At 71.1% G+C, this 25,193-nt stretch carries 21 protein-coding genes; 13 read left to right on the top strand and 8 right to left on the bottom strand.

What is annotated here, in order from left to right; genetic code table 11:
* Positions 1-16 precede the first annotated feature (16 nt).
* Positions 17-1,036: a Gfo/Idh/MocA family protein gene (locus tag LNK82_RS39420; protein ID WP_230571969.1), complete on the top strand. Its 1,020-nt coding sequence runs from the start codon at positions 17-19 to the stop codon at positions 1,034-1,036.
* The gene (locus tag LNK82_RS39425) at positions 1,033-1,494 is read left to right on the top strand and encodes a heme-degrading domain-containing protein (protein WP_230571970.1); all 462 of its coding nucleotides are present in this window, start codon (positions 1,033-1,035) and stop codon (positions 1,492-1,494) included. Before LNK82_RS39420 ends, LNK82_RS39425 begins: the two co-directional genes overlap by 4 nt.
* An 82-nt stretch (positions 1,495-1,576) precedes the next feature.
* Here LNK82_RS39425 and sigJ read toward each other — a convergent pair whose 3' ends face one another.
* Positions 1,577-2,461 carry an RNA polymerase sigma factor SigJ gene (sigJ, locus tag LNK82_RS39430; protein WP_230571971.1) on the bottom strand — a complete coding sequence of 295 codons (885 nt, stop codon included), beginning with the start codon at positions 2,459-2,461 and terminating at the stop codon, positions 1,577-1,579.
* A gap of 177 nt (positions 2,462-2,638) precedes the next feature.
* Between sigJ and LNK82_RS39435 the strand changes: the two genes are divergently transcribed.
* Entirely contained in the window at positions 2,639-3,133 is a 495-nt protein-coding gene (locus LNK82_RS39435) for a carboxymuconolactone decarboxylase family protein (RefSeq protein ID WP_230571972.1), read from the top strand.
* A 62-nt stretch (positions 3,134-3,195) separates the two neighbouring features.
* Here the strand turns inward: LNK82_RS39435 and LNK82_RS39440 are convergent, their stop codons facing one another.
* Positions 3,196-4,305: a serine hydrolase domain-containing protein gene (locus tag LNK82_RS39440; RefSeq protein ID WP_230571973.1), complete on the bottom strand. Its 1,110-nt coding sequence runs from the start codon at positions 4,303-4,305 to the stop codon at positions 3,196-3,198.
* A gap of 264 nt (positions 4,306-4,569) precedes the next feature.
* On the opposite strand from LNK82_RS39440, the gene LNK82_RS39445 reads away from it, so the two are divergent.
* Complete coding sequence (locus LNK82_RS39445; RefSeq protein WP_230571974.1) at positions 4,570-6,201, top strand: glycosyl hydrolase family 18 protein; 1,632 nt, start codon at positions 4,570-4,572, stop codon at positions 6,199-6,201.
* 144 nt (positions 6,202-6,345) lie between these two features.
* Here LNK82_RS39445 and LNK82_RS39450 read toward each other — a convergent pair whose 3' ends face one another.
* Positions 6,346-8,115, bottom strand: coding sequence for a M14 family zinc carboxypeptidase (locus tag LNK82_RS39450; protein ID WP_230571975.1), 1,770 nt, complete (start codon positions 8,113-8,115; stop codon positions 6,346-6,348).
* A 153-nt stretch (positions 8,116-8,268) separates the two neighbouring features.
* On the opposite strand from LNK82_RS39450, the gene LNK82_RS39455 reads away from it, so the two are divergent.
* The gene (locus tag LNK82_RS39455; protein ID WP_230571976.1) at positions 8,269-8,511 is read left to right on the top strand and encodes a DUF2630 family protein; all 243 of its coding nucleotides are present in this window, start codon (positions 8,269-8,271) and stop codon (positions 8,509-8,511) included.
* A 66-nt stretch (positions 8,512-8,577) separates the two neighbouring features.
* Complete coding sequence (locus LNK82_RS39460) at positions 8,578-9,390, top strand: MerR family transcriptional regulator (RefSeq protein ID WP_230571977.1); 813 nt, start codon at positions 8,578-8,580, stop codon at positions 9,388-9,390.
* Between the two features lie 89 nt (positions 9,391-9,479).
* Here LNK82_RS39460 and recD2 read toward each other — a convergent pair whose 3' ends face one another.
* On the bottom strand, positions 9,480-11,645 hold the full coding sequence (gene recD2, locus LNK82_RS39465; protein WP_230571978.1) for an SF1B family DNA helicase RecD2: 2,166 nt from the start codon (positions 11,643-11,645) through the stop codon (positions 9,480-9,482).
* Between the two features lie 36 nt (positions 11,646-11,681).
* Positions 11,682-12,776, bottom strand: coding sequence for a hypothetical protein (locus LNK82_RS39470; protein WP_230571979.1), 1,095 nt, complete (start codon positions 12,774-12,776; stop codon positions 11,682-11,684).
* A gap of 166 nt (positions 12,777-12,942) precedes the next feature.
* Here LNK82_RS39470 and LNK82_RS39475 point away from each other — a divergent pair, with 166 nt between their 5' ends.
* From LNK82_RS39475 to LNK82_RS47300, 3 genes are all read left to right on the top strand, one after another.
* Complete coding sequence (locus LNK82_RS39475) at positions 12,943-13,617, top strand: response regulator (RefSeq protein WP_230571980.1); 675 nt, start codon at positions 12,943-12,945, stop codon at positions 13,615-13,617.
* Positions 13,614-14,675 (top strand): HAMP domain-containing sensor histidine kinase, encoded by a 1,062-nt coding sequence (locus tag LNK82_RS39480; protein ID WP_230571981.1) that lies wholly within the window; start codon positions 13,614-13,616, stop codon positions 14,673-14,675. The genes LNK82_RS39475 and LNK82_RS39480 overlap by 4 nt, the downstream gene beginning before the upstream one ends.
* A gap of 541 nt (positions 14,676-15,216) precedes the next feature.
* Entirely contained in the window at positions 15,217-16,548 is a 1,332-nt protein-coding gene (locus LNK82_RS47300) for a DUF4153 domain-containing protein (RefSeq protein ID WP_268997835.1), read from the top strand.
* On the opposite strand, the gene LNK82_RS39490 is transcribed toward LNK82_RS47300, so the two are convergent.
* Entirely contained in the window at positions 16,523-17,365 is an 843-nt protein-coding gene (locus tag LNK82_RS39490) for an alpha/beta fold hydrolase (RefSeq protein ID WP_230571982.1), read from the bottom strand. The genes LNK82_RS47300 and LNK82_RS39490 overlap by 26 nt on opposite strands.
* A gap of 70 nt (positions 17,366-17,435) precedes the next feature.
* Between LNK82_RS39490 and LNK82_RS39495 the strand changes: the two genes are divergently transcribed.
* The 3 genes from LNK82_RS39495 to LNK82_RS39505 all read left to right on the top strand — a co-directional run bounded on the left by LNK82_RS39495 (position 17,436) and on the right by LNK82_RS39505 (position 19,847).
* Positions 17,436-18,056, top strand: coding sequence for a TetR/AcrR family transcriptional regulator (locus LNK82_RS39495; RefSeq protein WP_230571983.1), 621 nt, complete (start codon positions 17,436-17,438; stop codon positions 18,054-18,056).
* Positions 18,057-18,217: 161 nt separating this feature from the next.
* Entirely contained in the window at positions 18,218-19,363 is a 1,146-nt protein-coding gene (locus tag LNK82_RS39500) for a mechanosensitive ion channel family protein (RefSeq protein WP_230571984.1), read from the top strand.
* 64 nt (positions 19,364-19,427) lie between these two features.
* Positions 19,428-19,847 carry a hypothetical protein gene (locus LNK82_RS39505; RefSeq protein ID WP_230571985.1) on the top strand — a complete coding sequence of 140 codons (420 nt, stop codon included), beginning with the start codon at positions 19,428-19,430 and terminating at the stop codon, positions 19,845-19,847.
* A 111-nt stretch (positions 19,848-19,958) separates the two neighbouring features.
* On the opposite strand, the gene LNK82_RS39510 is transcribed toward LNK82_RS39505, so the two are convergent.
* Positions 19,959-23,204, bottom strand: coding sequence for a S8 family serine peptidase (locus LNK82_RS39510; protein ID WP_230571986.1), 3,246 nt, complete (start codon positions 23,202-23,204; stop codon positions 19,959-19,961).
* 256 nt (positions 23,205-23,460) lie between these two features.
* Here LNK82_RS39510 and LNK82_RS39515 point away from each other — a divergent pair, with 256 nt between their 5' ends.
* Complete coding sequence (locus tag LNK82_RS39515) at positions 23,461-24,291, top strand: hypothetical protein (RefSeq protein WP_230571987.1); 831 nt, start codon at positions 23,461-23,463, stop codon at positions 24,289-24,291.
* Positions 24,292-24,674: 383 nt separating this feature from the next.
* On the opposite strand, the gene LNK82_RS39520 is transcribed toward LNK82_RS39515, so the two are convergent.
* Positions 24,675-25,148 carry a cupin domain-containing protein gene (locus LNK82_RS39520; RefSeq protein WP_230571988.1) on the bottom strand — a complete coding sequence of 158 codons (474 nt, stop codon included), beginning with the start codon at positions 25,146-25,148 and terminating at the stop codon, positions 24,675-24,677.
* Positions 25,149-25,193: the final 45 nt, after the last annotated feature.

Here is a 25,193-nt window from a genome sequence, read left to right on the forward strand (position 1 = left end):
TGCTTTAATCACTGCCATGTCTCTCCGCACCGGACTGCTCGGCTACGGCATCGCCGGCCGGGTGTTCCACGCACCGCTCATCGCGGCGACGCCCGGCCTGGAGCTGAGCGCCGTCGTCACCTCGGACGCCACCCGCCGGGCGCACGTCGAGGCCACCCACCCCGGCGTCGCGCTGCCGGGCACGGTCGAGGAGCTGTTCGCGCTCGACCTGGACGTGGTCGTCGTCGCCACCCCGAACCGCACGCACGTGCCGCTGGCGCTGGCGGCGATCGAGGCCGGCATCGCGGTCGTGGTGGACAAGCCGTTCGCGCCTACCTCGGCGGACGCGCGCCGGGTGCTCCGGGCGGCGCGGGACCGGGACGTGCCGGTGACGGTGTTCCAGAACCGGCGGTGGGACAGCGACTTCCGCACGCTCCGGTCGCTGCTGGCCGAGGGCGCGCTGGGCACGGTGACGCGGTTCGAGTCGCGGTTCGAGCGGTGGGTGCCGGAGGTGTGGGACAACTGGCGCGAGTTCGGCGCGCCCGAAGAGGCGGGCGGGCTGCTGTACGACCTGGGCGCGCACCTCGTGGACCAGGCGTTGGAGCTGTTCGGCCCGGTGTCGGCCGTGTACGCGGAACTGGACCTGCGGCGGCCGGGCGTCGAGGTGGACGACGACGTGTTCGTGGCGTTGACGCACGCGAACGGGGTGCGTTCACACCTTTGGGCCAGTTCCGCCGCTCCGGACCACGGGCCGCGGTTCCGCGTGCTGGGCTCGACCGGCGCGTACGTCTCGCACGGCCTCGACCGCCAGGAAGAGGCCCTGGACGCCGGCAAGCCGTTTGACGATTTGTCGACAAATGGCCGGTTGGGTGTGCTGGACGACGCGGAGGAGGTCGTCGGCCTGCCCGGCGCCTACTCCGAGTTCTACCGGCTGCTGGTGGCCGCGCTGACCGACGGCGGCCCGCTGCCGGTCGAGCCGGAGTCCGCCGTGCGCGCGCTCGACGTGATCGAGGCGGCGTTCGCCTCCGCCCGGACCGGACAGGTGGTGTCGCTGTGAGCTTGCTGGAGACGTTGGCCGAGCAGGAGTCCCGGCTGGTGTTCACGTCGTTCGACAACGAGGTGGCGCTGGCACTGGGCGCGTTCCTGCTGGCCGCCGCGCGCGAGCGGTCGCTGCCCGTGACGATCTCGGTGCGCCGGGGCCGGCAGCGCCTGTTCCACGCGGCGCTGCCGGGCACGTCGGCGGACAACGACGAGTGGATCGACCGCAAGAGCCGCGTGGTGGACCGCTACGGGCAGAGCTCCTACCGGGTCGGCGAGAGCTTCCGGGCGAGCGGCAAGACGTTCGAGGCGGACTCGCGGCTCGACCCCGACCGCTACGCCGCGCACGGCGGCGTGTTCCCGGTGAACGTGGCCGGTGTCGGCCTGGTCGGCACCGTCGGCGTGTCCGGCCTGCCCCAGGCCGAGGACCACGCGTTCGTCGTGGAGCAGGTGGAGAAGTTCCTGGCCGCCGACTAGACCCGGGCGCGGCGGCGCCGCCCGGCCGCCGCGCTCTTCCCCACCCGACGGCCCGTCCTGCCCCCGGACGGGCCGTCGGGCGTCAGCGCCCCGTGCCGTCGAGGTCGAAGCCGGCCAGCCGGTCGGGGTCGGACAGGATGTCGATCCCGACGATCCGACCGTCGGCGACGGTGAACGCCATGATCGAGAACAGCTCGCCGTCGACGGTGTTGACCAGCCCGGCCGTGCCGTTGACCAGCGCGGGACGCGCGGTCGCGAGGGTGGCCATGCGGTGGAACGTGTCGAGCTGCCCGGCCACGGCCTCGGCGCCGTGCAGGACACGCATGCCGGCGAGCGCCTTGCCGCTGTCGGCGCGCAGCGTGACGTCGGGGTCGAGCACGGCCAGCAGGGCCGTGAGGTCGCCACCGCGCGCGGCGACCAGGAAGGCGTCGACGACGCGGCGTTGGGCGGTCGGGTCGGGGTCCGGCGCGGGCGCCGCGCCCTGGACCCGTTGCCGGGCCCGGCTGGCCAGCTTCCTGGCCGCGACCGGCGTGCGGTCCAGGATCGGGGCGATCTCCTCGAACGGCAGGCCGAACAGGTCGTGCAGGACGAACGCCAGCCGTTCGGCGGGGTTGAGCGATTCCAGCACCACCAGCAGCGCCAGACCCACCGAGTCGGCCATCAGCACCCGGTGCTCGGGGTCGGCGACCTCGTCGGTGACGACCGGGTCGGGCAGGTGGTCGTCGAGCGGGTCCTCGCGGCGCTGCCGGCGTGAGCGCAGCACGTCGAGGCAGACCCGGCCGACGACCGTGGTGAGCCAGCCGCCGAGGTTGTCGATGTCCTCGGCCTCGGAGCGGGCCAGCCGCAGCCAGGCCTCCTGGACGGCGTCGTCGGCCTCGGTCAGGCAGCCGAGCATCCGGTGGGCCACCGCCTTCAGGTGCCCGCGGTGCTCCTCGAAGCGCCGGGCCAGGAAGTCGCTGTCGTTCATGGTCACCTCTCGTGTCGGCGGTCGAACCGATGACGAACGGGACGCCCGCGATGTGACCGGCGGGGTCCGGTCACGTTCTTGACCGGACCACGGATCCCTCGGGCGCCGCGGTCACATCCGCGCCTCGGGACGCGTCAGTGCAGTGACCGCAACGAAATCCGAAAGGACAGGTCCACGATGACCGCCACCCAGAACGCCCTCCAGTCGCGCCTGCCCAACCCCGCCGCGCTCATCCCCGAGTTCGCGCAGGTCGCAGGAGCCCTGTTCCAGGCCGTCGGCAACGGCTCGATCCCGCAGCTCACCATCAGCCTGGTGCACCTGCGCGCGGGGCAGCTCGTCGGCAGCACCTACCTGACCACCCTGCACACCGGCAACCTCCGGAGGGCAGGCGAGTCGGAGGAGCGCATCACCGCCGTCGCGTCCTGGCGCGACGCGCCGCACTTCACCGCCGCCGAACGGGCCGCGCTGGCACTCGTCGACGCCGTGCTCACCCCCGACCCGCACGGCGAGCGCGTCACCGACGAGCTGTACGCCCTGGCGTCCACCCACTACGACGACAAGGCGCTGGCCACGTTGACCACGGCGATCGGCCAGGTCTGCTTCTTCATCCCCGTCGCCCTCATCGGCAAGCCGCTGCCGGGCGTCGCGCCCGCGGAGCAGTGGCGGGCCTGAGCCGCGCAGCGGTGGGGGCGCCCGGTCCCGGTCGCCCCCACCGCGTCAGCACGTCGGCGTTGTCAGCAGAACACCTCGTTCAACAGCTCCTCGTACCCCTCGACCTGGCCCGGGTCCGGGGCCGAGGTCAGCGACGCCGTCAGCCGGGTCTTCGTGTCCGGCGTGCTGATCGTCAGGCTGGAGTAGCCGGGGATGCCGCCGCCGTGGCCCCAGACCACCACGCCGCACGGCAGGTCCGTCTTCTCGATGCCCAACCCGTAGCCGTTGGAGTTCGGCAACGTCGACGTCAGCTCCGCCTGCTGCGCCGGCCGCAGCAGGCGGCCGTCCAGCAGCGCGTCCAGGAACCGGTCGAGGTCGGCCGTCGTGGAGATCATCTCGCCCGCCGCGTACGCGACCGACGGGTTGAACCCGGTGATGTCGACGACCTGCCCGCCGGCCCTGATGTAGCCGTGCGCGTGCGGACCGGGGATGCCGGTGCGGGTGCCGGGCACGGAGGTCGACCGCAGGCCCAGCGGGCGCAGCACGCGCTGCTCCACCGCCGCGGCGTAGGGCCGGCCGGTGACCTTCTCCACCAGCATCCCGGCGACGACGTAGTTGGTGTTCGAGTAGTTCCAGCCGGTGCCGGGCTGGAAGTCCAGCGGCTGCGCCGTGGACAGGGCGACCAGCTCGGTCGGCGCCCACGTCTTGTACCGGATGGACAGCACGCCGTCCGGGCCGAGCGGCAGCGCGGCCGTGTAGTTGTAGAGCCCGCTGGTGTGCTGCAGCAGGTGCCGCACGGTGATCCGGTCACCGTCCGGCAGCAGGCCGGGCAGGTACCGCTGCACCGGCGCGTCGAGCTCCACCTTCCCCTCGCCGACCAGCTGGAGCACCACGGTCGACACGAACGTCTTGGTGATGCTGCCGACCCGGAACCGGCCGTCGGTCGGCACCGGGCGCGGCGAGTCGACCTCCGCCGTGCCGGCGCGGGCGGTGAACTGCTGCCGCCCGTCGCTGACGCGGACCTGGACCCCCTGACCCCCGGTGCGCGCCATGGCGTCCACCGCCCGTTGGACGACCTGCCGGTCGATCCGGCCCCCCTGCTCGACCGACGGTTCGGCCAACGCCGTCCCCCCGACCCCCACGACCGCCAACCCCACCACGGCGGCCAGGGCGATACCCCTCTTGCCCGTCAACGTGTTCCTCCCTCGGTCACGTCGCCGACCCCTTCGGCGGGTTCGAGTCTGGCCGTCCGGCGGCGTTCGGGCGTCGGACCCTGGTCTGGGAGGGGATCAGACTTTAGGCTCGTCCACCCCTAGTGGTCGGGCGTCTTCGGAACCGGTTCCGAAGGGGTTGCCACTAGTCCGTTCGAGTGACGCCAATGGTCTAGACCTTGACCGTGAAGTGGTCTGAACCACATCGTGGGTCAACCCTGCACTCCTTTCCTGACAAGGAGCACGATGTCCAAGATCCGATGGCATGTCACAGCGTTGTTCGTGGCGGTCGCCACGTTGGTGGTGGGGCTGGTCGTCGCGCCCGCGGCCAGCGGTGCGGGCGGCGTCTCGGCCACCTTCAGCAAGGGCTCGGACTGGGGCACCGGCTACGAGGGCAAGTACACGATCAAGAACGGCTCGACGTCCGCCCTGTCGTCCTGGACGGTCGAGTTCGACCTGCCCGCCGGCCACAAGGTCAGCTCCCTGTGGGACGGCTCGCACACCGTCAGCGGCCAGCACGTGACCGTGAAGAACACGTGGAACGGCAGCGTGGGCGTCGGCGGCACGGTGAGCTTCGGCTTCAACGTGACCTACTCCGGCACGTTCAGCGGGCCGGCCAACTGCAAGCTGAACGGCGCGTCGTGCGACGCCGGCGGGACCAACCCGACGACGACCACGACCACCACCACGACGACCACGACCACGACCACGACGACCACCACCACGGGCCCGACGACGACCACGTCGAACCCGCCGGTCGGCTCGCGGAAGAACCTGGGCTACTTCACGCAGTGGGGCGTCTACGGCCGCCAGTACTTCGTGAAGAACATCCACACCTCCGGCTCGGCCGCGAAGCTGACGCACATCAACTACGCGTTCGGCAACGTGCAGAACGGCCAGTGCACCATCGGTGACGCCTACGCCGACTACGACATGGCCTACACCGCGGCGAACTCCGTCGACGGTGTCGCCGACACGTGGGACACCGGCGCCCTGCGCGGTTCGTTCAACCAGCTGCGCAAGCTGAAGAAGATGTACCCGCACATCAAGGTGCTGTGGTCGTTCGGCGGTTGGACCTGGTCGGGCGGCTTCGGCCAGGCGGCGCAGAACCCGGCCGCGTTCGCCGAGTCGTGCCACCGGCTGGTCGAGGACCCGCGCTGGGCGGACGTGTTCGACGGCATCGACATCGACTGGGAGTACCCGAACGCCTGCGGCCTGACCTGCGACACCTCCGGCTTCAGCTCGATGAAGACGGTGTCCCAGGCCCTGCGCGCCCGCTTCGGCGCCAACTACCTCGTCACGGCCGCCATCACGGCGGACGGGTCCAACGGCGGCAAGATCGACGCCGCCGACTACGGCGGCGCGGCGCAGTACCTCGACTGGTACAACGTCATGACCTACGACTACTTCGGCGCGTTCAACGCCAAGGGCCCAACGGCTCCGCACTCGCCGTTGACGTCCTACACCGGCATCCCGCAGGCGGGCTTCAACTCCGACGCGGCGATCCAGAAGCTGAAGAGCAAGGGCGTGCCGGCGGCCAAGCTGCTGCTGGGCATCGGCTTCTACGGCCGCGGCTGGTCCGGCGTCACCCAGTCCGCCCCGGGCGGCACGGCGACCGGCGCTGCTCCGGGCACGTACGAGGCGGGCATCGAGGACTACAAGGTCCTCAAGACCAAGTGCCCGGCCAACGGCACCGTCGCGGGCACGGCGTACGCGCACTGCGGCGACCAGTGGTGGAGCTACGACACCCCGGCCACCATCGGCGGCAAGATGACCTACACCAAGAACCAGGGTCTCGGCGGCGCGTTCTTCTGGGCGCTCGACGGCGACACGGCCAACGGCGAGCTCATCACCGCGATGGGCAACGGCCTGAAGTAACCCCTGCACCACGCGAACGGGCCCTGCGGGCAACCTCCCGCAGGGCCCTTCGCCGTCCTGAACGTTGAACTCGGGGTGCTTGAACGTAGGACACGCCTGTTCTGAACGTAGGACTCGCGCGACGCGAACGTAGGACTCGCGCGACTAGACGGTCAGGCTCCACGAAGCGATGTGCCCGGTGTCGGCCGAGTACACGTCCTGGACCCGGAGCTGCCACGCGCCGTTGCGCGCCTCCGACGAGACGTTCGCGGTGTACGTGGTGTCGATGTTGTCGCCCGAGTCGTTGTTCGACGCCTTCAGGCGGTACGCCGTGCCGTCCGGCGCGACCAGGTCGATCACCAGGTCACCCCGGTAGGTGTGCACGATGTGCACCTCCACCTGCGACGTCGCCGAAGCGGTCCCCTCGCAGCCGGCGATGGTGATCGTGCTGGTCACCGCCGCCCCGTTGTCCGGGATGGCGACGTCGGCGTCGTTGGTCGCCTTGGCGCACCCGACCGGCGGGTTGCCACCGCCGCCGTACGGGTTGGCCGCCTTCTTCGCCGCGTACATCAGCATCGGCTTCGTCTTCGGCCAGAACGTCGACGCCTGGCACGAGTACGCCGGGAAGAACCCGGAGCACGTCCCCGACGACGGCCCGATCTCCCACACGAACGACGCCACGCCCAGGTCGTCGTACACCCAGTCGTCCGTCGCGCCGGCCGCGTTGTAGAGCACCTCGCCCGGCTGCCCGTACTGCCAACCGCCTGCCAACGTCGCCATGTCCTTCGCCATGGCCCGCAACGGCGCGTCGTTGCCCGTCTTGTACTGCGTCGTCCAGCCCCACGGGAACAGCACCAGGTTCGAGTAGCTGTGCATGGAGATCACGACACCGGTCGTGTCGGCCGGCGCGGCGTCGGTGGTGCCGGTGCCGCGGCGGTCGCGGTACAGGTTGCGCCACAGCGCCTGCAACGCCCGCGTCTCCACCTCGGAGTTCGCCGACGGCCCCTTGTACGTCTGGTCGCACGGGTTGGACGACGTGCCCGCGCCGCCCCAGTGCGAGTCGGTGTTGCGGTTGAGGTCGATGCCGATCTGCGACGACGACGTGCCGGAGCAGTTCGACCCGTTCGTGGTGTTGGCGTTCTTGCGCTGGTAGCGCGGCGAGTTGCCGCCCTGCTGCACGATGTTCACGCCGTCCGGGTTGGCGATCGGCACGACCCACACCTCGGTCGTGTCCAGCAGCGCCGTGACCTCGGCGTCGACCCCGTAGCCGGTGGTCAGGTGGTCGATCCACTTCCACGCCGTGTCACCGGTGGTGAGCTCGCGGGCGTGCAGCTGGCCCATCACGAAGAACCGGGGCTTCGGCGCGGACGGGTTCAGCGCGCAGTCGCCCGCGTTCTTCTTGGTGATGCAGATGGCGCGCAGGTCGTACCCGCCCGCGCCCTGCGTCTTCTTCCAGGAGTCGCCGTAGTCGACCAACGTGGTCAGCGCGGGGTACTGCTGCCCGACCAGGTCCAGGTGCGACCAGTGGGCGTTGATCGTGCGGTAGCCGCCGTAGTAGGTCTCGTTGATGTCGGCGGCGTCGAAGGTCGGCGACTGCGACTTCTTCGCGGGCGGCTGCCACTCGGGCGCGGGCAGCACCTCGTCGATCACGGCGGTGAAGCCGGCCTGCTTGAGACCGCCGCCGGTGCTCGCGTCACCGAGCACGAACAGGTAGTCGCCGTCACGGTCCTCCAGCACGTCGAAGCCGCGCCCGAGCAGGTTCTGGGCGGCGGCGCCGAGCGGCGCGTGGACCTTGTAGACGTAGGTCGGACCGGCTTGGACGGCGGCGGTCTCGGGTGCGGGACCGGCGGTTCCGGGTACGCCCCCGGTGACCACCGCCGCCGCCGCGACGCCGGCCACGGCCAGCGTCAGCAGTGAACGTCTGGTCGACTTCACGGTTGTTCCTCCTAGGCAGGGTTGAGCAGGAGGATGAGGGACGGACCACCTCCTTGCACACCCGCCAATCGGCCATTGCTCAGCGTGATGACATGGGGTTTTGACCGGAGCCGGTGAGGTACCCCGGCGCTTGGTCCGGATGGAGGAGGAGTCGTGACGGACGATGAACTAGTCGAGCGAATCACCCGGCTGGTCGACGAAGAACACCGGTTGGAGGGATCGCGCATCGGCAAGGGCCTGAGCGAGGGCGACGCCCGACGGCTGCGCGACCTCGAAGTCGCCCTGGACCAGACCTGGGACCTCCTGCGCCAACGCCGAGCGCGCCGGGCGGCGGGCATGGACCCGGACGCCGCCGAGGCCCGCGACCCCCGCACCGTGGAGGGTTACCGCCAGTAGTCGGGTGCGGGCGTTGACTCGTCCCTTGGGGCAGCCCGCAAGGTCGTCGCCATGGAGGATGTGGCGGTGGCACGGCTACTGGGGATCGGCGAGTTCGCCCGCCGGTCGCGGCTGTCGGTGAAGGCGCTGCGGTTGTACGAACGCCAGGGCCTGCTCCGACCGGCCGTGGTCGAGGCGGGCAACGGCTACCGGCGCTACCGGGAGGACCAGCTCGTCCCGGCCCGCCTGGTCGCGTTGCTGCGCAGGTTGGACATGCCGCTCGCGGTCGTGGCCCGGATCGTCTCCGCGCCCGCGGCCGAGCGGGCCGACCTGCTCGACGGGTACTGGGCCGAGGTCGAGCACCGGCTGGCCGTGCAGCGCGGCCTGGCCGCCCACCTCCGCGTCGTGTTGTCCGGAGGAAGGGGTCTGTTGGAGATGTACGAGGTCAAGCAGCGGGAAGTGCCCGACCAGGTGGTCCTGACCGAGCAGCGGCACGTGCTGCAACCGGCGTTGGTGCCGTGGATCGGCGATTCGCTGGCACGGCTGCACAAGGCGGCCGACGCCTTCGGCGGCGTGTCCGGCGCGACGTTCGTGATCTACCACGGCGAGGTGAACGACGACAGCGACGGGCCGGTCGAGTCGTGCGTGCCGATCGGCGTGGCCGAGCCGCCGACCGGGTCGGCGGCCAGGGTGGAGCCCGCGCACCGGGAGGCGTACGTGCGGCTGACCAAGGCGCAGGTGGTCTTCCCGCAGATCCTGTCGGCCTACGACGCCGTCGCCGTGTGGATCAAGGAGAACGGTTTCGCGGTCCACGACGCGCCGCGCGAGGTCTACTTCGCGGACTTCGACGCGGCCGGCCCCGACGACGAGGTCTGCGACATCGCCTTCCCGATGCGCTGACCACCACACCGACCGCGCGGGAACGGCCACACGCCCACCCGCGCGGTCACCCAGCGCCGCGACGGCCCCAGCGCCGCAGACCCGTCGACTCAGACGAGCCGCGCCAGCCGGTGGTCGAGCGCCGTGTGCCGACGTCCCGCACCCACGGTGCGGACCGCCTGCCCGATCGCCTTGCGCGACCCGACCAGCACGACCAGCTTCTTCGCCCGCGTGACCGCCGTGTAGAGCAGGTTGCGCTGCAACATCATCCACGCGCTGGTCGTGATCGGGATGACGACGCACGGGTACTCGCTGCCCTGCGAGCGGTGGATCGTCATGGCGTAGGCGTGGGTCAGCTCGTCCAGCTCGCCGAACTCGTAGTCGACGTCCTCGTCCTCGTCGGTCCGCACGGTCAGCTTCTGCTCCACCACGTCGATCGCGGTGACGATGCCGAGCGTGCCGTTGAAGACGTTCTTGTCGTAGTTGTTGCGCATCTGGGTGACCTTGTCGCCGACCCGGAAGACCCGGCCGCCGAACCGGCGTTCCGGCAGGTCCGGTTTGGACGGTGTCAAAGCCTCCTGCAGCAACGCGTTCAGCCCGCCCGCGCCCGCCGGACCCCGGTGCATCGGCGCGAGCACCTGCACGTCCGTGCGCGGCTTGAGCCCGAACTTGCGCGGGATGCGGTTGGCGACGACGTCGACCACCAGCGCCGCCGCCTCCTCGGCCTCCTCCACCGGGAACAGGAAGAAGTCCGGCATCCCCTGCACGACCGGGTAGTCGCCGTTGTTGATCCGGTGCGCGTTGGTCACCACGCCGGACTGCTGCGCCTGCCGGAAGATGTGCGTGAGCCGGACGTTCGGGATCGGGCTCTCGGCGGACAGCACGTCGCGCAGCACCTCGCCCGCGCCGACGGACGGCAGCTGGTCGACGTCGCCGACCAGCAGCAGGTGCGCGCCCGGCGCGACCGCCTTGACGAGCTTGTTCGCCAGCAGCAGGTCCAGCATCGACGCCTCGTCCACGACCACGAGGTCCGCGTCGAGCGGCCGGTCGCGGTCGTAGGCCGCGTCACCGCCGGGCTTGAGCTCCAGCAGCCGGTGCACGGTGCGCGCCTCGTGCCCGGTCAGCTCGGTCAACCGCTTGGCCGCCCGGCCGGTCGGCGCGGCCAGCACCACCTTCGCGCCCTTGGCCACCGCCAGCTTCACGATCGACCGCACGGTGAAGCTCTTGCCGCACCCCGGACCGCCCGTCAGCACGGCCACCTTCCGGCTCAACGCCAACCGGACGGCGTCGCGCTGCTTGTCCTCCAACGACGCCCCGAGCCACGCGAACGCGCGGTCCCAGTCGACCTGCCGGAACGCGGGCATCCGCTCCTCGTCGGTCCTGAGCAGCCGCAACAGCTGGCTCGCCAACGAGATCTCGGCCCGGTGGAACGCCACCAGGTAGATGCCCGGCTCGCCGTCCGGCATGATCTCGCGGACCACGCCCTCCTCCGCCACCAGCTCGGCCAGGCACTCGATCACGAGGCCCGCGTCGACCTGGAGGATCTTGATCGCGTCGCCGATGAGCTCGTTCTCGGGCAGGTAGCAGTTGCCGTCGTTGGTCGCCTCGGACAGCGTGAACTGCAGCCCGGCCTTCACCCGCTGCGGGCTGTCGTGCGGGATGCCGACGGCCTTCGCGATCAGGTCGGCGGTGCGGAACCCGATGCCCCACACGTCGTTGGCCAGCCGGTAGGGCTCCTCGCGGACGACCTCGATCGCCTTGTCGTTGTACTGCTTGTAGATGCGCACCGCCAACGACGTCGACACGCCGACGCCCTGGAGGAAGACCATGACCTCCTTGATCGCCTTCTGCTCCTCCCACGCGTCGGCGATCAGCTTCGTGCGCTTCGGGCCGAGCTTGGGCACCTCGATCAGGCGCTGCGGCTCGTGCTCGATGACGTCCAGCGCGTCCACCCCGAAGTGGGTGACGATCCGGTCGGCCAGCACCGGCCCGATGCCCTTGATCAGGCCGGAGCCAAGGTAGCGGCGGATGCCCTGGATGGTGGCCGGCAGCACGGTCGTGTAGTCGTCGACGTGGAACTGCTTGCCGTACTGGGGGTGCGAGCCCCACCGGCCGCGCATCCGGATCGACTCGCCCGGCTGCGCCCCGAGCAGCGACCCGACCACGGTGACCAGGTCGCCGCCGCGGCCGGGGTCGACGCGGGCGACCGTGTAGCCGGTCTCCTCGTTGGCGAACGTGATCCGCTCCAGCACCGCTTCCAGGACCGCGTCAGCCACCGGGTCACCCTAGGACGTGCCACCGACGGCCGGCGGTCAGGGCCAGAGCAGCGGCCGGCCGCCGTACTCGCCCACGACCACGCCGCGGTCGTTGATGCCCTGGGCGAAGCCGTAGGTCCCGGACGGCACCGGCAGCAACGCCACCTCGCCCGACGACGACCAGCGGATCGGCCGGTTGTACCGGCTGATCGCCGTGCCGGCGGCCACGCCGCGGTCGTTGAGCTCCAGCACCTCGCCCGCCCCGTACCCGTCCGGCAGCGCCATGACCGACACGGCGCCGTCGGCCGACCACTTCACCGGACGGCCCTTCACCTGGCCGTACGCGGCGCCCTCCGCGTCGACCGCGTGCAGGAAGCTGTGGTACCCGGTCGGCGTCGGCACCTCGCCCAGCGCCGTGCCGTCCCACCGCAGGCCGAAGCCGGTCCGGTCGCCGCGCTGGATCCTGCCGACGACGTACCGCCCGTTCACGTCCGCCACGGAGGAGTACGTGGCGTCGGGCACCACGCCCAGGACCGTGAGCACCCCGTCGTCCCACCGCACGTAGTGGACGAGGTCGTCGGCCGTGGTGGCGGTGCCCGCGATGGCGCCCGCCTCGTCGATCGCGGTCGCCTCGGTCGCCGGCGCGAGTCCCGGCAGCGCGGTCGCGGTCCCGTCGCGGTCCCACCGGACGGCACGGCGGACGCCGGTGGCGTAGTCACCGCTGTAGCCGACGACCGTGCCGCTGTCGTTCACCGCGACGGCGAAGCTGTAGGTGTCGCCGGGCGGGAGGTCGAGGACGGTCGTGGAGCCGTCCGGGTTCCACCGGGTCGCCTGCGAGTTGCGGACGGGCGTGCTCGTGTTGCCGTACGCCGCGCCGTCCGCGTCGACCCCGAAGACCTTCCCGGGAGTGGCGCCCGCCGGCGGCACCAGCTCGCTGATCCGGCCTTCGGCGTCCCACCGCACGGGCCGCGACTTGCCCTCCGCGTTGGTGGAGCGGCCGACGACCACGCCGGCGTCGTTGACGTCGACCGCCGACCCCTTCGCACCGCCGGGCAGCATGGCGAGCTCCACGTACCCCGGCTCGGCAGCCGCCGCCGGAGCTGCCGAGAACACCGAAACGAGCGCCAACGCGGCGCCCAACGTCCGTCGCACGACCAGACCTCCTCGTCGAAGTCCCGCCCGACCCCAGCTAACCAGGCCCGGACTGGGAGCGCTCCCAGATTCATCCGTTCGCCCCGGCACGGGGTCTGACCGGTCTCCACAGGACGTTCACAACTCGCGCCGGTGACCTCCACGGCTCCCACATAGAGTCGGCCGCATGACACGCCGGATTCTGGTGGTCGAGGACGACCTCACCATCGCCGAGTCCGTGGCCGCGAGGCTGCGGGCCGAGGGGTTCGAGGTCGAGCTGGCGCACGACGGTCCGTCGGCCGTCTCGCGTGCCCGGGACGTGCGGCCCGACCTGGTCGTGCTGGACGTGATGCTGCCGGGGTTCGACGGGCTGGAGGTGTGCCGCCGGATCCAGGCCGAGCGTCCCGTGCCGGTGCTCATGCTGACCGCCCGCGGTGACGAGACGGACCTGCTGGTCGGTCTCGCGGTCGGTGCGGACGACTACCTGACCAAGCCGTTCTCGATCCGCGAGCTGGCCGCGCGCGTGCACGCGTTGTTGCGGCGGGTGGAGCGGGCGGCGTCGGCGGCGGCGCACCGGATCACGGTGGCCGACCTGGAGATCGACCTGGCCGAGCGGCGGGTCGTGCGCGGAGGGGCGGAGGCGCACTTGACGCCGACCGAGTTCGAACTGCTGGTGCACCTCGCCGAACGGCCGCGGGCCGTGCAGTCGCGGGAACGGCTGCTCAGCGAGGTGTGGGGCTGGGCCGACGGCACGGGCACGCGGACGGTCGACAGCCACATCAAGGCGTTGCGGCGGAAGCTGGGTACCGACCTGATCCGGACCGTGCACGGGATCGGGTACGCGTTGGAGGTGCCTCGGTGACCTTGCGCTCGGCGCTCGACACGACCCTCGAACTCCTGCCGCGCCCGTTGGACCCGGTGCGGTCGATCAAGTTGAAGCTGGGGATCCTGCTGGTGTCCGCGATGGCGGCCGGGTTCACCTACTTCTGGTACCGCATCCAGTGGCTCGCGCCGGGTACCACGTTCGGGACGATCGCGATCGTCCTGGTGACCTCGCAGATCCTCGCGCACGGGATGACCCGCCCGTTGCGCGAGATGACGGCCGCGGTGCGGGCGATGCGGGCCGGCGACTACAGCAGGCGGGTGCGCGCGACGGCGCGGGACGAGGTCGGCGAGCTGGCCGGGGCGTTCAACCAGATGGCGGCGGACCTCGGTGCGGCGGACCAGCAAAGGCGAGAGCTGATCGCAAACGTCTCGCACGAGTTGCGAACACCGATCACCGCTCTGCAGAACGTGCTGGAGAACGTCGTGGACGGCGTGGCCCAGCCTGACGCCGCCACCATGCGGACAGCCTTGGCGCAGACCGAACGACTCGGCCGATTGGTCACGGAATTGCTGGACCTGTCCCGCATCGACGCCGGAGCGCACAGGTTGGACAAGGCCGAATTCGCCTTGGAGCCACTGCTGTCGGAAGTCGTAGCAGAGGCTTCGGTAGCCGCTCGAGGGGTGCGGTTCACCGTTGACGTCTCACCACCATCAGCAACCGTCTACGCCGACGAGGCCCGCCTGGCCCAAGTGGTCGCCAACCTACTGGACAACGCCGTCCGGCACGGCCCGGCGGGCGGCGAGGTGAGGGTATCGGCCACGGTCGGCGCGGACCTGGTCCTGGAGGTCGCCGACGACGGTCCGGGCATCGCACCACAGGACCGTGAACGGGTCTTCGAACGCTTCACCCGGGGTGAACGCGCGGGCGGCGGCGGCACAGGCTTGGGACTGAACATCGCGCGCTGGGTAGTGGACCTGCACGGCGGCACCATCGCCGTGGTCGACGGCCCAGGCTGCCAGATCCGCGCCACCCTCCCCGCCACCTGCCCACCAACTCAAACCCACACCACACCAACCACTCCCACCCCAACCTGACCCCACCAACTCAAACCCACACCCACCCCACCACCACGCACCACGCACCACAGCCGACCCACCCGCCGCACCGCGCACCCAACCCGACCCCACCTCCAACGCAGACCTCGCTCGCCCACCGCCCCACCTCACACCGCAGCCGACCCACCCGCCGCACCCCCGCCACCACCCGCCCTCCCAACAGAAGGGCTTCGTGTCATCCCGCCGACCTGGCTCCGCCCTACCGCGCGTGTCAAGGGGGCTGTGCGTCCCCTACCCGGTCGTGCACTGATGACCGCCCCCTTGATACGTGTGGTAGCCCGTAGGGAGGTCGGTGGGATGACACGAAACCCGACCAACAACGGACCCGCAGCCTGACCGCAAACCCCGTCATCCTGCTGATCTGCCCGTCCGGCGAGGACTCTTTAAATCCCTTATCCCTTAATCCCTTGAATCCTCACATCCCCAAACCACACCCGCCACGACCCCGCGGGCGATGGCGCATGCCCACGCCCTGGAGACACGCATGACCCCCGTGACCCCCGTGACCCCCGTGACCCCCATGACCCCCAACCGCGTACTGCTCACCGGCGCCGCCGCCGGCCTGGGAGCAGCCGTCCTGCTCCCCCTCGACAAACCCGGCCTCGGCTGGTCCCTGACCGCGATCATCGTCTTCACCTTGCTGCGCAAGGTCAACCCAGCCTGGGCCGTCCTCTCCGTCATCCTGTTCGGCGTCGGCGCCTTCATCTCCGCCGACTGGCTCTTCACGCTCTGCGCCATCGCCGGCTGCGCCGCCGGCTCGCTCGCGATCGCCGGGGGTCGGACCGCGCGTGGCCTCCTGTCCGGCGCCATCGCCGTACCGGTCGCCGCGATCAGGGCCCTGCCCTGGGTCGCACGAGGCGTCAAAGAAGGCGGCACGCCCCGCCTCGCCCGCCCGATCCTCGTCACCGCCGGCCTCCTGCTGGTGTTCGTCCCCCTCCTCGCCGGCGCCGACGCCCGTTTCGCGGAACTGCTCGGCTCCGTCACCCCCGACGAGTCCTCCGGCCAACCGATCGTGCTGTTCCTGGCCGTCGGCCTCGGCACCGTCGGCGCGGCCTACCTCCTGGTCTCACCACGCCGACCGGATGAGAACAGCGACCTCCCCCGCACGGTCGCGCGACGTGACTGGGTCCTCCCAGTGGGCGCGCTGGTGCTGCTCTTCGCCGCGTTCGTGGCTGTCCAGATCGACACGCTCTTCGCCGGCGACGAGCACGTCCTCGTCACCCCCGACCTCACCTACGCCGACTACGCCCGCAGCGGCTTCTGGCAACTGCTCGCCGTTACCGTGCTCACCCTCGGCGTGATCGCGGTCGTCGCACGCCTCGCCCGACTCGACTCACCGACCGACCGCCGCTGGCTGCGCGGCCTGCTCGGCGGGCTCAGCGTGCTCACCCTGGTGATCGTCGCCTCCGCCCTCGCCCGCATGTGGCTCTACCAGCAGGCCTACGGCTTCACCGTGCTGCGGGTCCTCGTCTCCGCCTGCGAGGTGTGGCTCGGCTTCGTCTACCTGCTGGTCCTGGCGGCGGGGGTGAAGCTCGAAGCCCGGTGGCTGGCCCGCGCCGTCCTGGGCACGGGGTTCGCCGCGCTGGTCGGGCTCGCCGCGCTCAACCCGGAGCGGTTCATCGCCGAGCGCAACGTCGACCGCTACCACGCCACCCAGAAGATCGACATCTGGTACCTCGCCCGGCTCTCACCCGACGTGGTGCCCGCCCTTGCCGAACTCCCGGCCGGCCTGCGCGCCTGCGCCCTGCAGTTCTACTACGTGGAGAACGACGACTGGCGCTCCTGGAACCTCGGCCGGCAGCAGGCCCGGGACGTGCTCCCTCAGCTCAAACAGGGCGACTGTGAGCCGTGATGTGCTCGGTCACCAGGCGCGCCACCGCGTCGGCGTGGGTGATCTGCACCCAGTGCCCGGCGTCGATCACATGTCGCCGCACGTGCGACGCCCACCGCTCAACGTCCTCGCTCACGCCCGCGGTGACGTACTTGTCCCGCAACGGCTGCACCACCTGCACCGGCACCTCGGTACGCCGCGCGCGGGGCGAGCGCAGCCGCGGCACGAAGTTCGCCCGGTACAACGCGATGCCCTGCTCGCCGTCGTGCAGGACGGTCGGCGACACGTGCGACGACACGCCCTCCAGGCGGTGCGCGACCGCCTTCCAGCGCGGGCCGATCACGTGCCGCCACAACAGAGGCGCGACGAACGGCAGGTGGAACACCAGGATGTACCACGAGTGCAGCAACTGGTTGAGGTGCCTGCTGGTGGGCCGGCGGCGCATCCAGTGACCGACGTGGTCCAGGCACGGCCCGGAGATCGAGGTGTACGAGGCGATGGGCGCGCCGGGCGTGGTCACCGCCTCCCACGCCTGGATGGAGCCCCAGTCGTGCCCGACGACGTGCACCGGCGCGTCCGGGCTGACCGCCGCGATCACCGCGAACAGGTCCCGCGCCAGCTCCGGCAGCCGGTAGGCGGCCAGCCCTCGTGGCGAGGACGAAGCGCCTGCGCCGCGCACGTCGTACGTGACCACGTGGAACTCCTCGGCCAGCAACGGCACGAGTTCGTCCCACACCCGGTGCGTGTCCGGGTAGCCGTGCACCAGGACGACGGTCGGTGCGGACCGGTCACCCTGCTCGAACACAGCGAGCCGCACGTCGCCGGACTCCACGATCACCGTTGCCTCCGAGCGTTTACTACGCCTGCGTAGCTTTGTGAAAGCTACGTCACCGTAGCAATATGGGCCGGTGAGCACAACGCGCCGCAAGTACGCACCCCGGCTGCCACCGGGGCAGCGGCGCGACCAGTTGCTGGACGGCGCGCTCGACCTCATCGCCTGCGGCGGTTTCGACGCGTTGACCATGGAAGCCGTGGCCCGGCGTTCGGGCGTGACCAAGCCGGTGGTCTACGAGCTGTACGCGAACCGGGCCGAGGTGATCGCCGCGCTGCTGGACCGCGAGGCCGAACGGGCCACCGCGCAGGTGCTCGGCGCGATGCCGACCACCGACTTCGGGGAGCGTTCGCCCGAGGACGTCTACACCGACACCGTGCGCGCTTTCGTCAACGCGGTCGTGGCGTCGCCAGAGCGGTGGCGGCTCGTGCTGCTGCCGCCCGAGGGCACTCCGGTCGAGTTCCGGCAGCAGGTCGCGCTGGTGCGGGCTCAAGTGTTGGCGCAGGTCAACGCGCTGGCCGAGCTGGGGCTGAAGGCGTTGGGCAACACCGGCTTGGACGCCGAGCTGCTCGGCCACACCATGCTCGCGCTGGCCGAGATGGCGGGCCGGCTGGTGATCACCGACCCGGAGCGGTTCACGCCGGACCGGCTGGTCGCTTTCGTGGGCCAGGTCGCCCACCTGCTGCCGACGGGCTGAAACCTGGCGCGTGGCGAACATCGCACATTTCGCCCAGATGGCTGAACTGGCAGCCCAACGGGTACGCACCCGAGAACGTCGCTGGACCCGAACACTCGACGTCGCTGGAACTCCAAGAACTCAACGTCGCTGGAACTCCAAGCACCAGGAGGTGCCCGTCCGTGCTCGTCGCCGTGCTCACGTTCGCCGGCTCGCTGCTGGTCGCACTGCTCACCGTCACCCTCGTCCACCGCGTGGTCAGCCGGATCGGCCGCCGCTCCGCCCTGTTCGCCGGGCTGGCGCGGCACGCCCACCGACCCGCGCTGGCCATGGCGGTGCTGGTGGCGGTCCAGTTCTCCCTCGGCGTGGTGGCGCGCGGGGACTGGCGGCCGGTCGCGCTGCACGCGACCGGGATAGCGCTGATCCTCGCCGGCGCGTGGCTGCTCGCCGCCCTGCTGGTGGTGATCGAGGACGCGACGCTGGCGCGCATCCGGGTCGACGTGTCGGACAACCGGCACGCCCGGCGCGTGCACACGCAGATCACGCTGGTCCGCCGCGTCACCGTGGTCGTGGTGGGCGTGCTGGCGGCGGCGACCGTGCTGATGACGTTCCCCGCCGCCCGCGCGGCCGGCACGAGCCTGCTGGCCTCCGCCGGTGTCATCGGCGCCATCGCCGCGCTGGCGGCGCAGTCGTTGCTGGGCAACGTGTTCGCGGGCGTGCAGATCGCGTTCAGCGACGCGTTGCGGCTGGACGACGTGGTGGTCGTGGAGAACCAGTGGGGCCGGGTCGAGGACATCACCCTCACCTACGTGGTCGTGCACCTGTGGGACGACCGGCGCCTGATCCTGCCGACCGCCTACTTCCTCAAGACGCCGTTCGAGAACTGGACGCGGACCCAGTCGGCGCTGCTCGGCACCGTTGAACTGGACCTCGACTGGACCGTGCCGGTCGAGGAGCTGCGGCAGGAGCTGCGGCACGCGCTGGAGACCAGCGACCTGTGGGACGGCCGGGTGTGCGTGCTCCAGGTGACCGACGCGGTCGGGTCGTTCGTGCGGGTCCGCGCGCTGGTGAGCGCGTCGGACGCCGGGCGGCTGTGGGACCTGCGGTGCGTGGCGCGCGAGCACCTGGTCGGCTGGCTGCGTGCCCGGCACCCCGGCGCGCTGCCGCAGGTCAGGGTGCGCGAGCTGCCCCGCGCCGCCGCCACCGCGCCCGTGCGGGCGGCCAACGGCTCGTCGGACAACCGGGTGTTCGGCGAGAGCGCGGACGGCGAGGAGCGCGTGCAGGCGTTCAGCGGCCCGGAGCAGTCGACGCCCGCACCGCCGCGCTGACCGCCGTGCAACCGCACTGACCTCCCGTTCCGTCCTGGTGGCAGGATCCGCCGCAGGAGGACGCATGCGAAGACTCGTCGAGATGGCCGGGCTGGTGCTGGCCGGACTGGTGCTGGCGGGCTGCGCGCAGCAACCCGTGGACACGGGCTCGTTCGGCACGGAACCGACCACCACCCCCGTCGGCGTATCGTCGCTGCCCGTGCCGCCGCCCAAGCTCAGCCCCCAGGCCAAGACCGCGCTGGAGCAGGCCAGGCGCGAGGGCGCGCGAACCGTCGGGCTGACCGTCTCCACCGAACCCGGCAAGGCCGACGAGGTCGCCGCCGCCGCGGACCGGCTCGGCGGAACCGTGGAGACCACCGACGCCACCATCGGCTACGTCCGCCTCACCGTCCCGGTCGACCTGGCCGAGGAGGTCACCTCCCTCGAGGGCGTCAGCCGGGTCGACGTGGACGAGCCGCTCTCCAACATCGACCCCACGCCCTGACGCCCACCTCACGCCCTGACCAAAGGCGGACACGCTCACCGAACGCGCGAAAAGCTCAGGGCCACCCCCGCGCCGAGCGGGAATGGCCCTGAGGTCTTTTCGCGGGTGGCGTCAGGCCACGTTCCGCAGGATCACCGCGCCGCGGCCGACGATCGCGCCTTCCGAGGTCTGCACGGTCAGCTCACCGCGCAGCACCCGGCCGGCACCGGCCTGGCCACCGGCCGTCACCGTGGCGGGGACCGTCCAGGTCTCACCGGCGGTGCGGTCGGCGTTGGTGTCGGTCGCCACGACGGACCCGAGGCCCGCGGCCGCGAACAGGTCGATGTAGTCGTACTCCGTGGTGCCCGCGGGCACCTCGAAGCCGTCGACCTCGACCCGCCACGCGCCGGCGGCGGGGTTGTTGATCGTCACCGACTCCTCGGAGTCACCGTCCGCCGCCTGCCCGGCCAGCACGCAGGTGCCGGACGTGCAGTTGTAGACGTACAGGTCGAGGTCGGCCGACACGTCGCTCGTCCGGCCGATCGTCGCGCGCAGCGACGTCGAACCCGGCACCACGGTCAGGTCGTAGTGCTGGACCGCCGCGTTCGCGATGGTCGGCCGGTCGATCTTGGCGCTGGACATCGAACCGCCGACGAGCCTGCCGTTGAACGCGGCCAGCGAGTTCGTCACCGTGTACTCACGGCTGATCGGCGTGCCGATGACGGCCGACTCGATGGTGTCCGGGTTCGGGCTGACCGTCGTGCCCAGCACGGACGCGGTCACCGAGTACGGCGCGGCGTCGGCGTCGGAGGTGCGCCGGGCCTCGACCACGATCTCCCACACGCCCGGCAGCGGGTTGCTGACCGTGCGGCTGGTCGGCGAGCCACCGGCACAGCCGGCGCCCGCGTCGGGGTTGTAGCAGTTGGTCGAGGACGTGGTGTCGAACGGCACGCCGTACGGGTCGTAGCGCAGGAACCGGACCTGACCCTTGCCCGCCTCGGTGCCGCCCGCCGCCAGGTCGATCTTCAGCGCGCTGGTGCCCGCGGGCACCTTCACGAAGAAGCTCTTCGACTGGTTGCGCGCGATCGTGCCGGTCTTGGTCACCGCGTACTTGTCCGCCGCGGTGAACTCGTCCGCCGCGAACACGGTGTTCAGGGTGAACACGTCGATGCCGCGGGTGCCCGGGTTGTCGAGCCGCAGCACGGCCGAGTGCGCGCCCGCCTTGGTCGGCTTGACCTTGACGTCGAACGTCACCGGCGTGTTCAGCGGCAGGCTGACCAGGGACTTCGACGAGAACGTGCCGTCGTTGCCCTGCCAGTTCACCAGGAACTGCTGGTTGCGGTTCGGACCCGTGGTGCGGGTCAGCGTGTACGTGCGGGTGTACTCCTTGCCCACGACGACGCCCTCGCGGTCGTGGATGCCGACACCCGTGTTCGGGGTGGCCAGCAGGCCCGACAGCGCGGTGTTCACGGTCACCGAGGTGGCGACCGCCTGCGTCTCCGGGTGCGCGTTGAGCTGCGACCACGCGCGCTTGGTGTCGAACAGGCCCGCGCCCTGCTCGTACGCCTGGAGGGTGGAGACCCACTTGGCGCCGGACTGGATCGCGTTGCGCAGCGCCGCGACCGGCGGGCGCTCGCCGTTGTGCTCTGCCTTGTACGCGCTGATCAGCAGCGCGGCGGCGCCGGTCGCCTGGGGCGCGGCCATCGACGTGCCGTTGAACATGGCGTAGCCGGCGGGCAGCTCGTAGGTGCCGGCCACCGGGCCGGGCGCCTGCCACTGCGGCGTGGTGGAGATCGCCGAGCCGGGCGCGACGATGTTCGGCTTGAAGCCGCCGTCCTCACGCGGACCGCGCGACGAGAAGCCGTGCAGGCCTTCCTTCTGCGCGGTCTTCGAGCCGTAGTTGGACAGCCAGGTGTCGGCGGTGATGTAGGAGCCGACGCTCATCGCGTCCGTGGACACCGACGGGTCGCCGACGGTGTTCGCGCCCGCGCCGCTGTTGCCCGCGGAGATGAACACCTGCACGTTGTACTCGGCGATGGTGCGGTTGTAGAGCTCCGCACGCGCGTTGTTGCCGTCGTTGAGCGCCGGCAGGCCGCCGATGGAGATGTTGACGACGTCCGCGCCGTTGCGCGCCGCGTACAGCAGGCCGTCGATCAGGCCGCTGTTGGTGCACGACGGGGTGGACAGGCAGACCTTGACGGCCATCAGCTTCGCGCCGGGCGCGGCGCCGACCATCTTGCCGCCGAACATCTTGTTCGCCGCGGTGATGCCCGCGACGTGCGAGCCGTGCGCGGCGGCGGAGATGCCGAGGTTGACCCACGCCGTGCCGGCCGCGTCGTAGTTCGACTTGTCGGTCTGCACCACGAACGCCACGGTGTCCAGCACCGGCGTGGCCGGGTTGTCCGTGCCGAAGTGGCCGACGTCCTTCTTGTACTTGTAGTCGATCATCGCGGTCTGGTCGGTGAAGTCACCGTCGCCGTCGGTGTCGACCCGGACTTCCTTGGTCGTGATGTCCTGCACCACGCCGAAGGAGTCCACGCGGTCGCCGTCGCGGTTGATGTCGCCGCCGGTCTCGCTGTTGGCCGCCGCCAGGTCGCCCGCGGTCTCGCGGAACAGGCCGAAGCTGAACGGGCCACCGGTCGCCGGCGCCTTGTAGGACGCGCCGCCCCAGGTGAACGCGCCGTTGTAGCGGCCGGAGACCTGCAGCCAGGTGCCGTCACCGGAGTTGGTGGCGTTGGCGTTGTACCAGTCGACGATCTTGCGCTCACCCGTCGAGGTGGTCGCCAGCGCCGGGTGGTCCAGGTCGATGCCGGAGTCCATGATGGCGATCGTCGTGCCGCGGCCGTCCCACTTGGGGTGCTCGTCGGTGAACTGCGCCGCCTTGGTGTCCTGCGTCGGCATGTACGGGTTCTTCTTGGGCGTCGACTTGCCCGGCGCCGGCTGCGGCAGCGGGGTCGTCGCGCCGTCCGGGCGCGGGTTGTCCAGGACGACCAGGCCGTCGACGTCCACCGAGTTCACGGACGCGAGCTTGGCGGCCTTCTCGGCGGAGTCACGCGGCACCGAGACCTTGAGGTAGTCGACGTCGCGCTCGGTCGACTCGACCACGCCGCCGAGGGCCTTGAGGTCGTTGGCGGCGGAGTCCAGCTTGCCCTCTTCGGCGGCGACCAGGAGCGTGACGTTCGCCTGACCGGCCTGCTCGGCCTGGGCGATGCGCTCCCGGTCCTGCTTGTCGAGCTGCTTGTCGGCGGGCGCGGGCGCGGACGGCGCCTCCTGCGCGACCGCCGACCCGGCGGCGAAGCCGAACCCAGTGGTGCCCAGCACGGCGGCCAGCAAGGCCGCACTGGTGCGGTGTCTCCACCGGCTTCCTGAGTTGATCACGGCGCAAACCCTTCGTGGGGAAAGATTGGCGCAAGCACATCCCCCCGGCACCCGGGTAACAATCGGACGAACAGCCCAATAGAAAAGTCCACATTGGACTGAACGGTCTATTGCGTGAACACGCGAGAAGTGCCGCACAACACCGGAACGGTCGCGACACCTCCAGTCAAGAGCCGACCGGCCCGAATGTCAAACACTGTCAACGGTGAACCGCCCGCGAGCACGGGAAATCCGTAACAAATCGCACATCGACGCGATGGCGAGCACACTGGTCGGCATCGTGGACACCGCGCCGATCGACCGGATAGCCGACGAGCTCTACGCCCTGCCGCCGGCGGAGTTCGTCGCGGCCAGGGACGCCCACGCCCGGCTGGCCGCCGACCGCGGCGACAAGGCGTTGGCCAAGCAGGTCTCGGCCCTGCGCAAGCCGACCTTGTCGGCGTGGGCGCTGAACCTGCTGGCCCGCGCGGGCGCGGACGACCTGGCCGAGGCGCTCGCCCTGGGTGACGAGCTGCGTGCCGCGCAGGAGGAGTTGCGCGGGGGCGCCCTGCGGCAGCTGAGCGCGCGGCGGCGGGCCGTGCTGAGCGCTCTGGTGCGGCGGGCGGAGCTGTTCGCCGTCGACCGCGGCCAGCCGCTCGGGCCGGACGCCGTGCAGCAGGTGCGGACCACGTTGACCGCCGCGCTGGCCGACGCCGTGCTCGGCGCGCGGATCCGGGCGGGTCGGCTGGTCAAGCCGGTCGAGCAGTCCGGCTTCGGCCCGTTGAGCGAGACCGCGACCCCGGTGCGGGACGACCTGGCCCCGCGCCGCGAGCAACGGCGGGAGCGGCAGCTCGAGCGGGCGCGCGAGGACATCGGCACGGCCCAGGCGGACGTGCGGAAGGCGGACGCGGCCGTCACGGAGGCCGAGCAGACCCTGACCGAGCGCGAGGAGCACACCGCCACCCTGCGCGCCGAACTGCGCCGGGCGCAGCAGGCGGAGCAGGAGGCGGCGAACCGGCTGGCGAAGGCGAAGCGCCGCGCGGAGACCGCACGCGACAAGCTCGCGGGCGCGGAGGCCCGGATGACCGAGCTCCGCGGTGACGCCTGATCCCCGTTCCCGCACCTTTCGCGCGACCGATCGACAGCGCTCGCACAGCCGGCCGACAGCCTTCGCGCAGGCCCTCACACCCACCCCCGCACGGCCTCGGCCGACACTCTCCGTGACGCCCGCCACCCCCAGGCCATCCGGGGAACACCCGCAGGTCACCGCCCGTTCTACTGCTGGTCGGCACGTGGACGCCGCGCCGGACGTCAGGCCCGCGAGGCACCTCCCCCCAGGCCCGCGCGGCACCTCTCCCCGAGACGTTGCAGGTGCGCCCACGCACGCCCGACCGCCGTCGGCCGAACGGTTCCCCCCACCGGACGGCCGACGGCCTTTTACTGCACCCCACTCCGCCCTGCTCCGCGATTTGACTCGGACATAACCGCAGTTCAGACCATGTACTGGTCGTGCCGGGCGTACAGCTCGGTCCACTCCTCCGGGCTCAGTTGCCGCCCCGATTCCCCGATCTCGGCCAGTTCCCGGAAGTACTCCTCGCGCGGCGGCGCGGGCGCGAAGAGGATCAACATGGACGCGGGCTCGTCGGCGTCGTTGCGGAAAGCGTGCACGCCACCCTCGGGCACGTAGAGGAAATCGCCCGCGACCGCGTTCACCCACGTCTCGCCGTTGAACAACCGGACCGTTCCCGAGATCACGTAGAACGACTCCGAGAACGTCTTGTGGAAGTGCGCCGCCGGACCGCCGGCGTGCGGCTCCATCCGCCACTCGAACAATCCGAACTGCTTGCGCGTGACGTCGCCGGTGCCGACCAGCCTGGCCTGGGTCGACGGCCGGTCGATGGTCGGCACCTCGGCAACCGGCCGCCACACCGCGCTGACCTCGCCGACGTCCCCTGTGTACGACACCTCACGCCTCCATAAGTGAATTTTGTTCAGCTCTCGTCCGCAGTC

The organism is Saccharothrix luteola, assembly GCF_020859565.1.
GTDB classification, from domain to species: Bacteria; Actinomycetota; Actinomycetes; order Mycobacteriales; family Pseudonocardiaceae; genus Actinosynnema; species Actinosynnema luteola.

Bases quoted from the DNA above. Each gene is read 5' to 3' on its own strand.
- LNK82_RS39515 (WP_230571987.1), top strand. From the start codon at position 23,461: ATGGCGAGCACACTGGTCGGCATCGTGGACACCGCGCCGATCGACCGG.
- LNK82_RS39505 (WP_230571985.1), top strand. From the start codon at position 19,428: ATGCGAAGACTCGTCGAGATGGCCGGGCTGGTGCTGGCCGGACTGGTG.
- LNK82_RS39420 (WP_230571969.1), top strand. From the start codon at position 17: ATGTCTCTCCGCACCGGACTGCTCGGCTACGGCATCGCCGGCCGGGTG.
- LNK82_RS39475 (WP_230571980.1), top strand. From the start codon at position 12,943: ATGACACGCCGGATTCTGGTGGTCGAGGACGACCTCACCATCGCCGAG.
- LNK82_RS39445 (WP_230571974.1), top strand. From the start codon at position 4,570: ATGTCCAAGATCCGATGGCATGTCACAGCGTTGTTCGTGGCGGTCGCC.
- LNK82_RS39435 (WP_230571972.1), top strand. From the start codon at position 2,639: ATGACCGCCACCCAGAACGCCCTCCAGTCGCGCCTGCCCAACCCCGCC.
- LNK82_RS47300 (WP_268997835.1), top strand. From the start codon at position 15,217: ATGACCCCCAACCGCGTACTGCTCACCGGCGCCGCCGCCGGCCTGGGA.
- sigJ (WP_230571971.1), bottom strand. From the start codon at position 2,461: ATGAACGACAGCGACTTCCTGGCCCGGCGCTTCGAGGAGCACCGCGGG.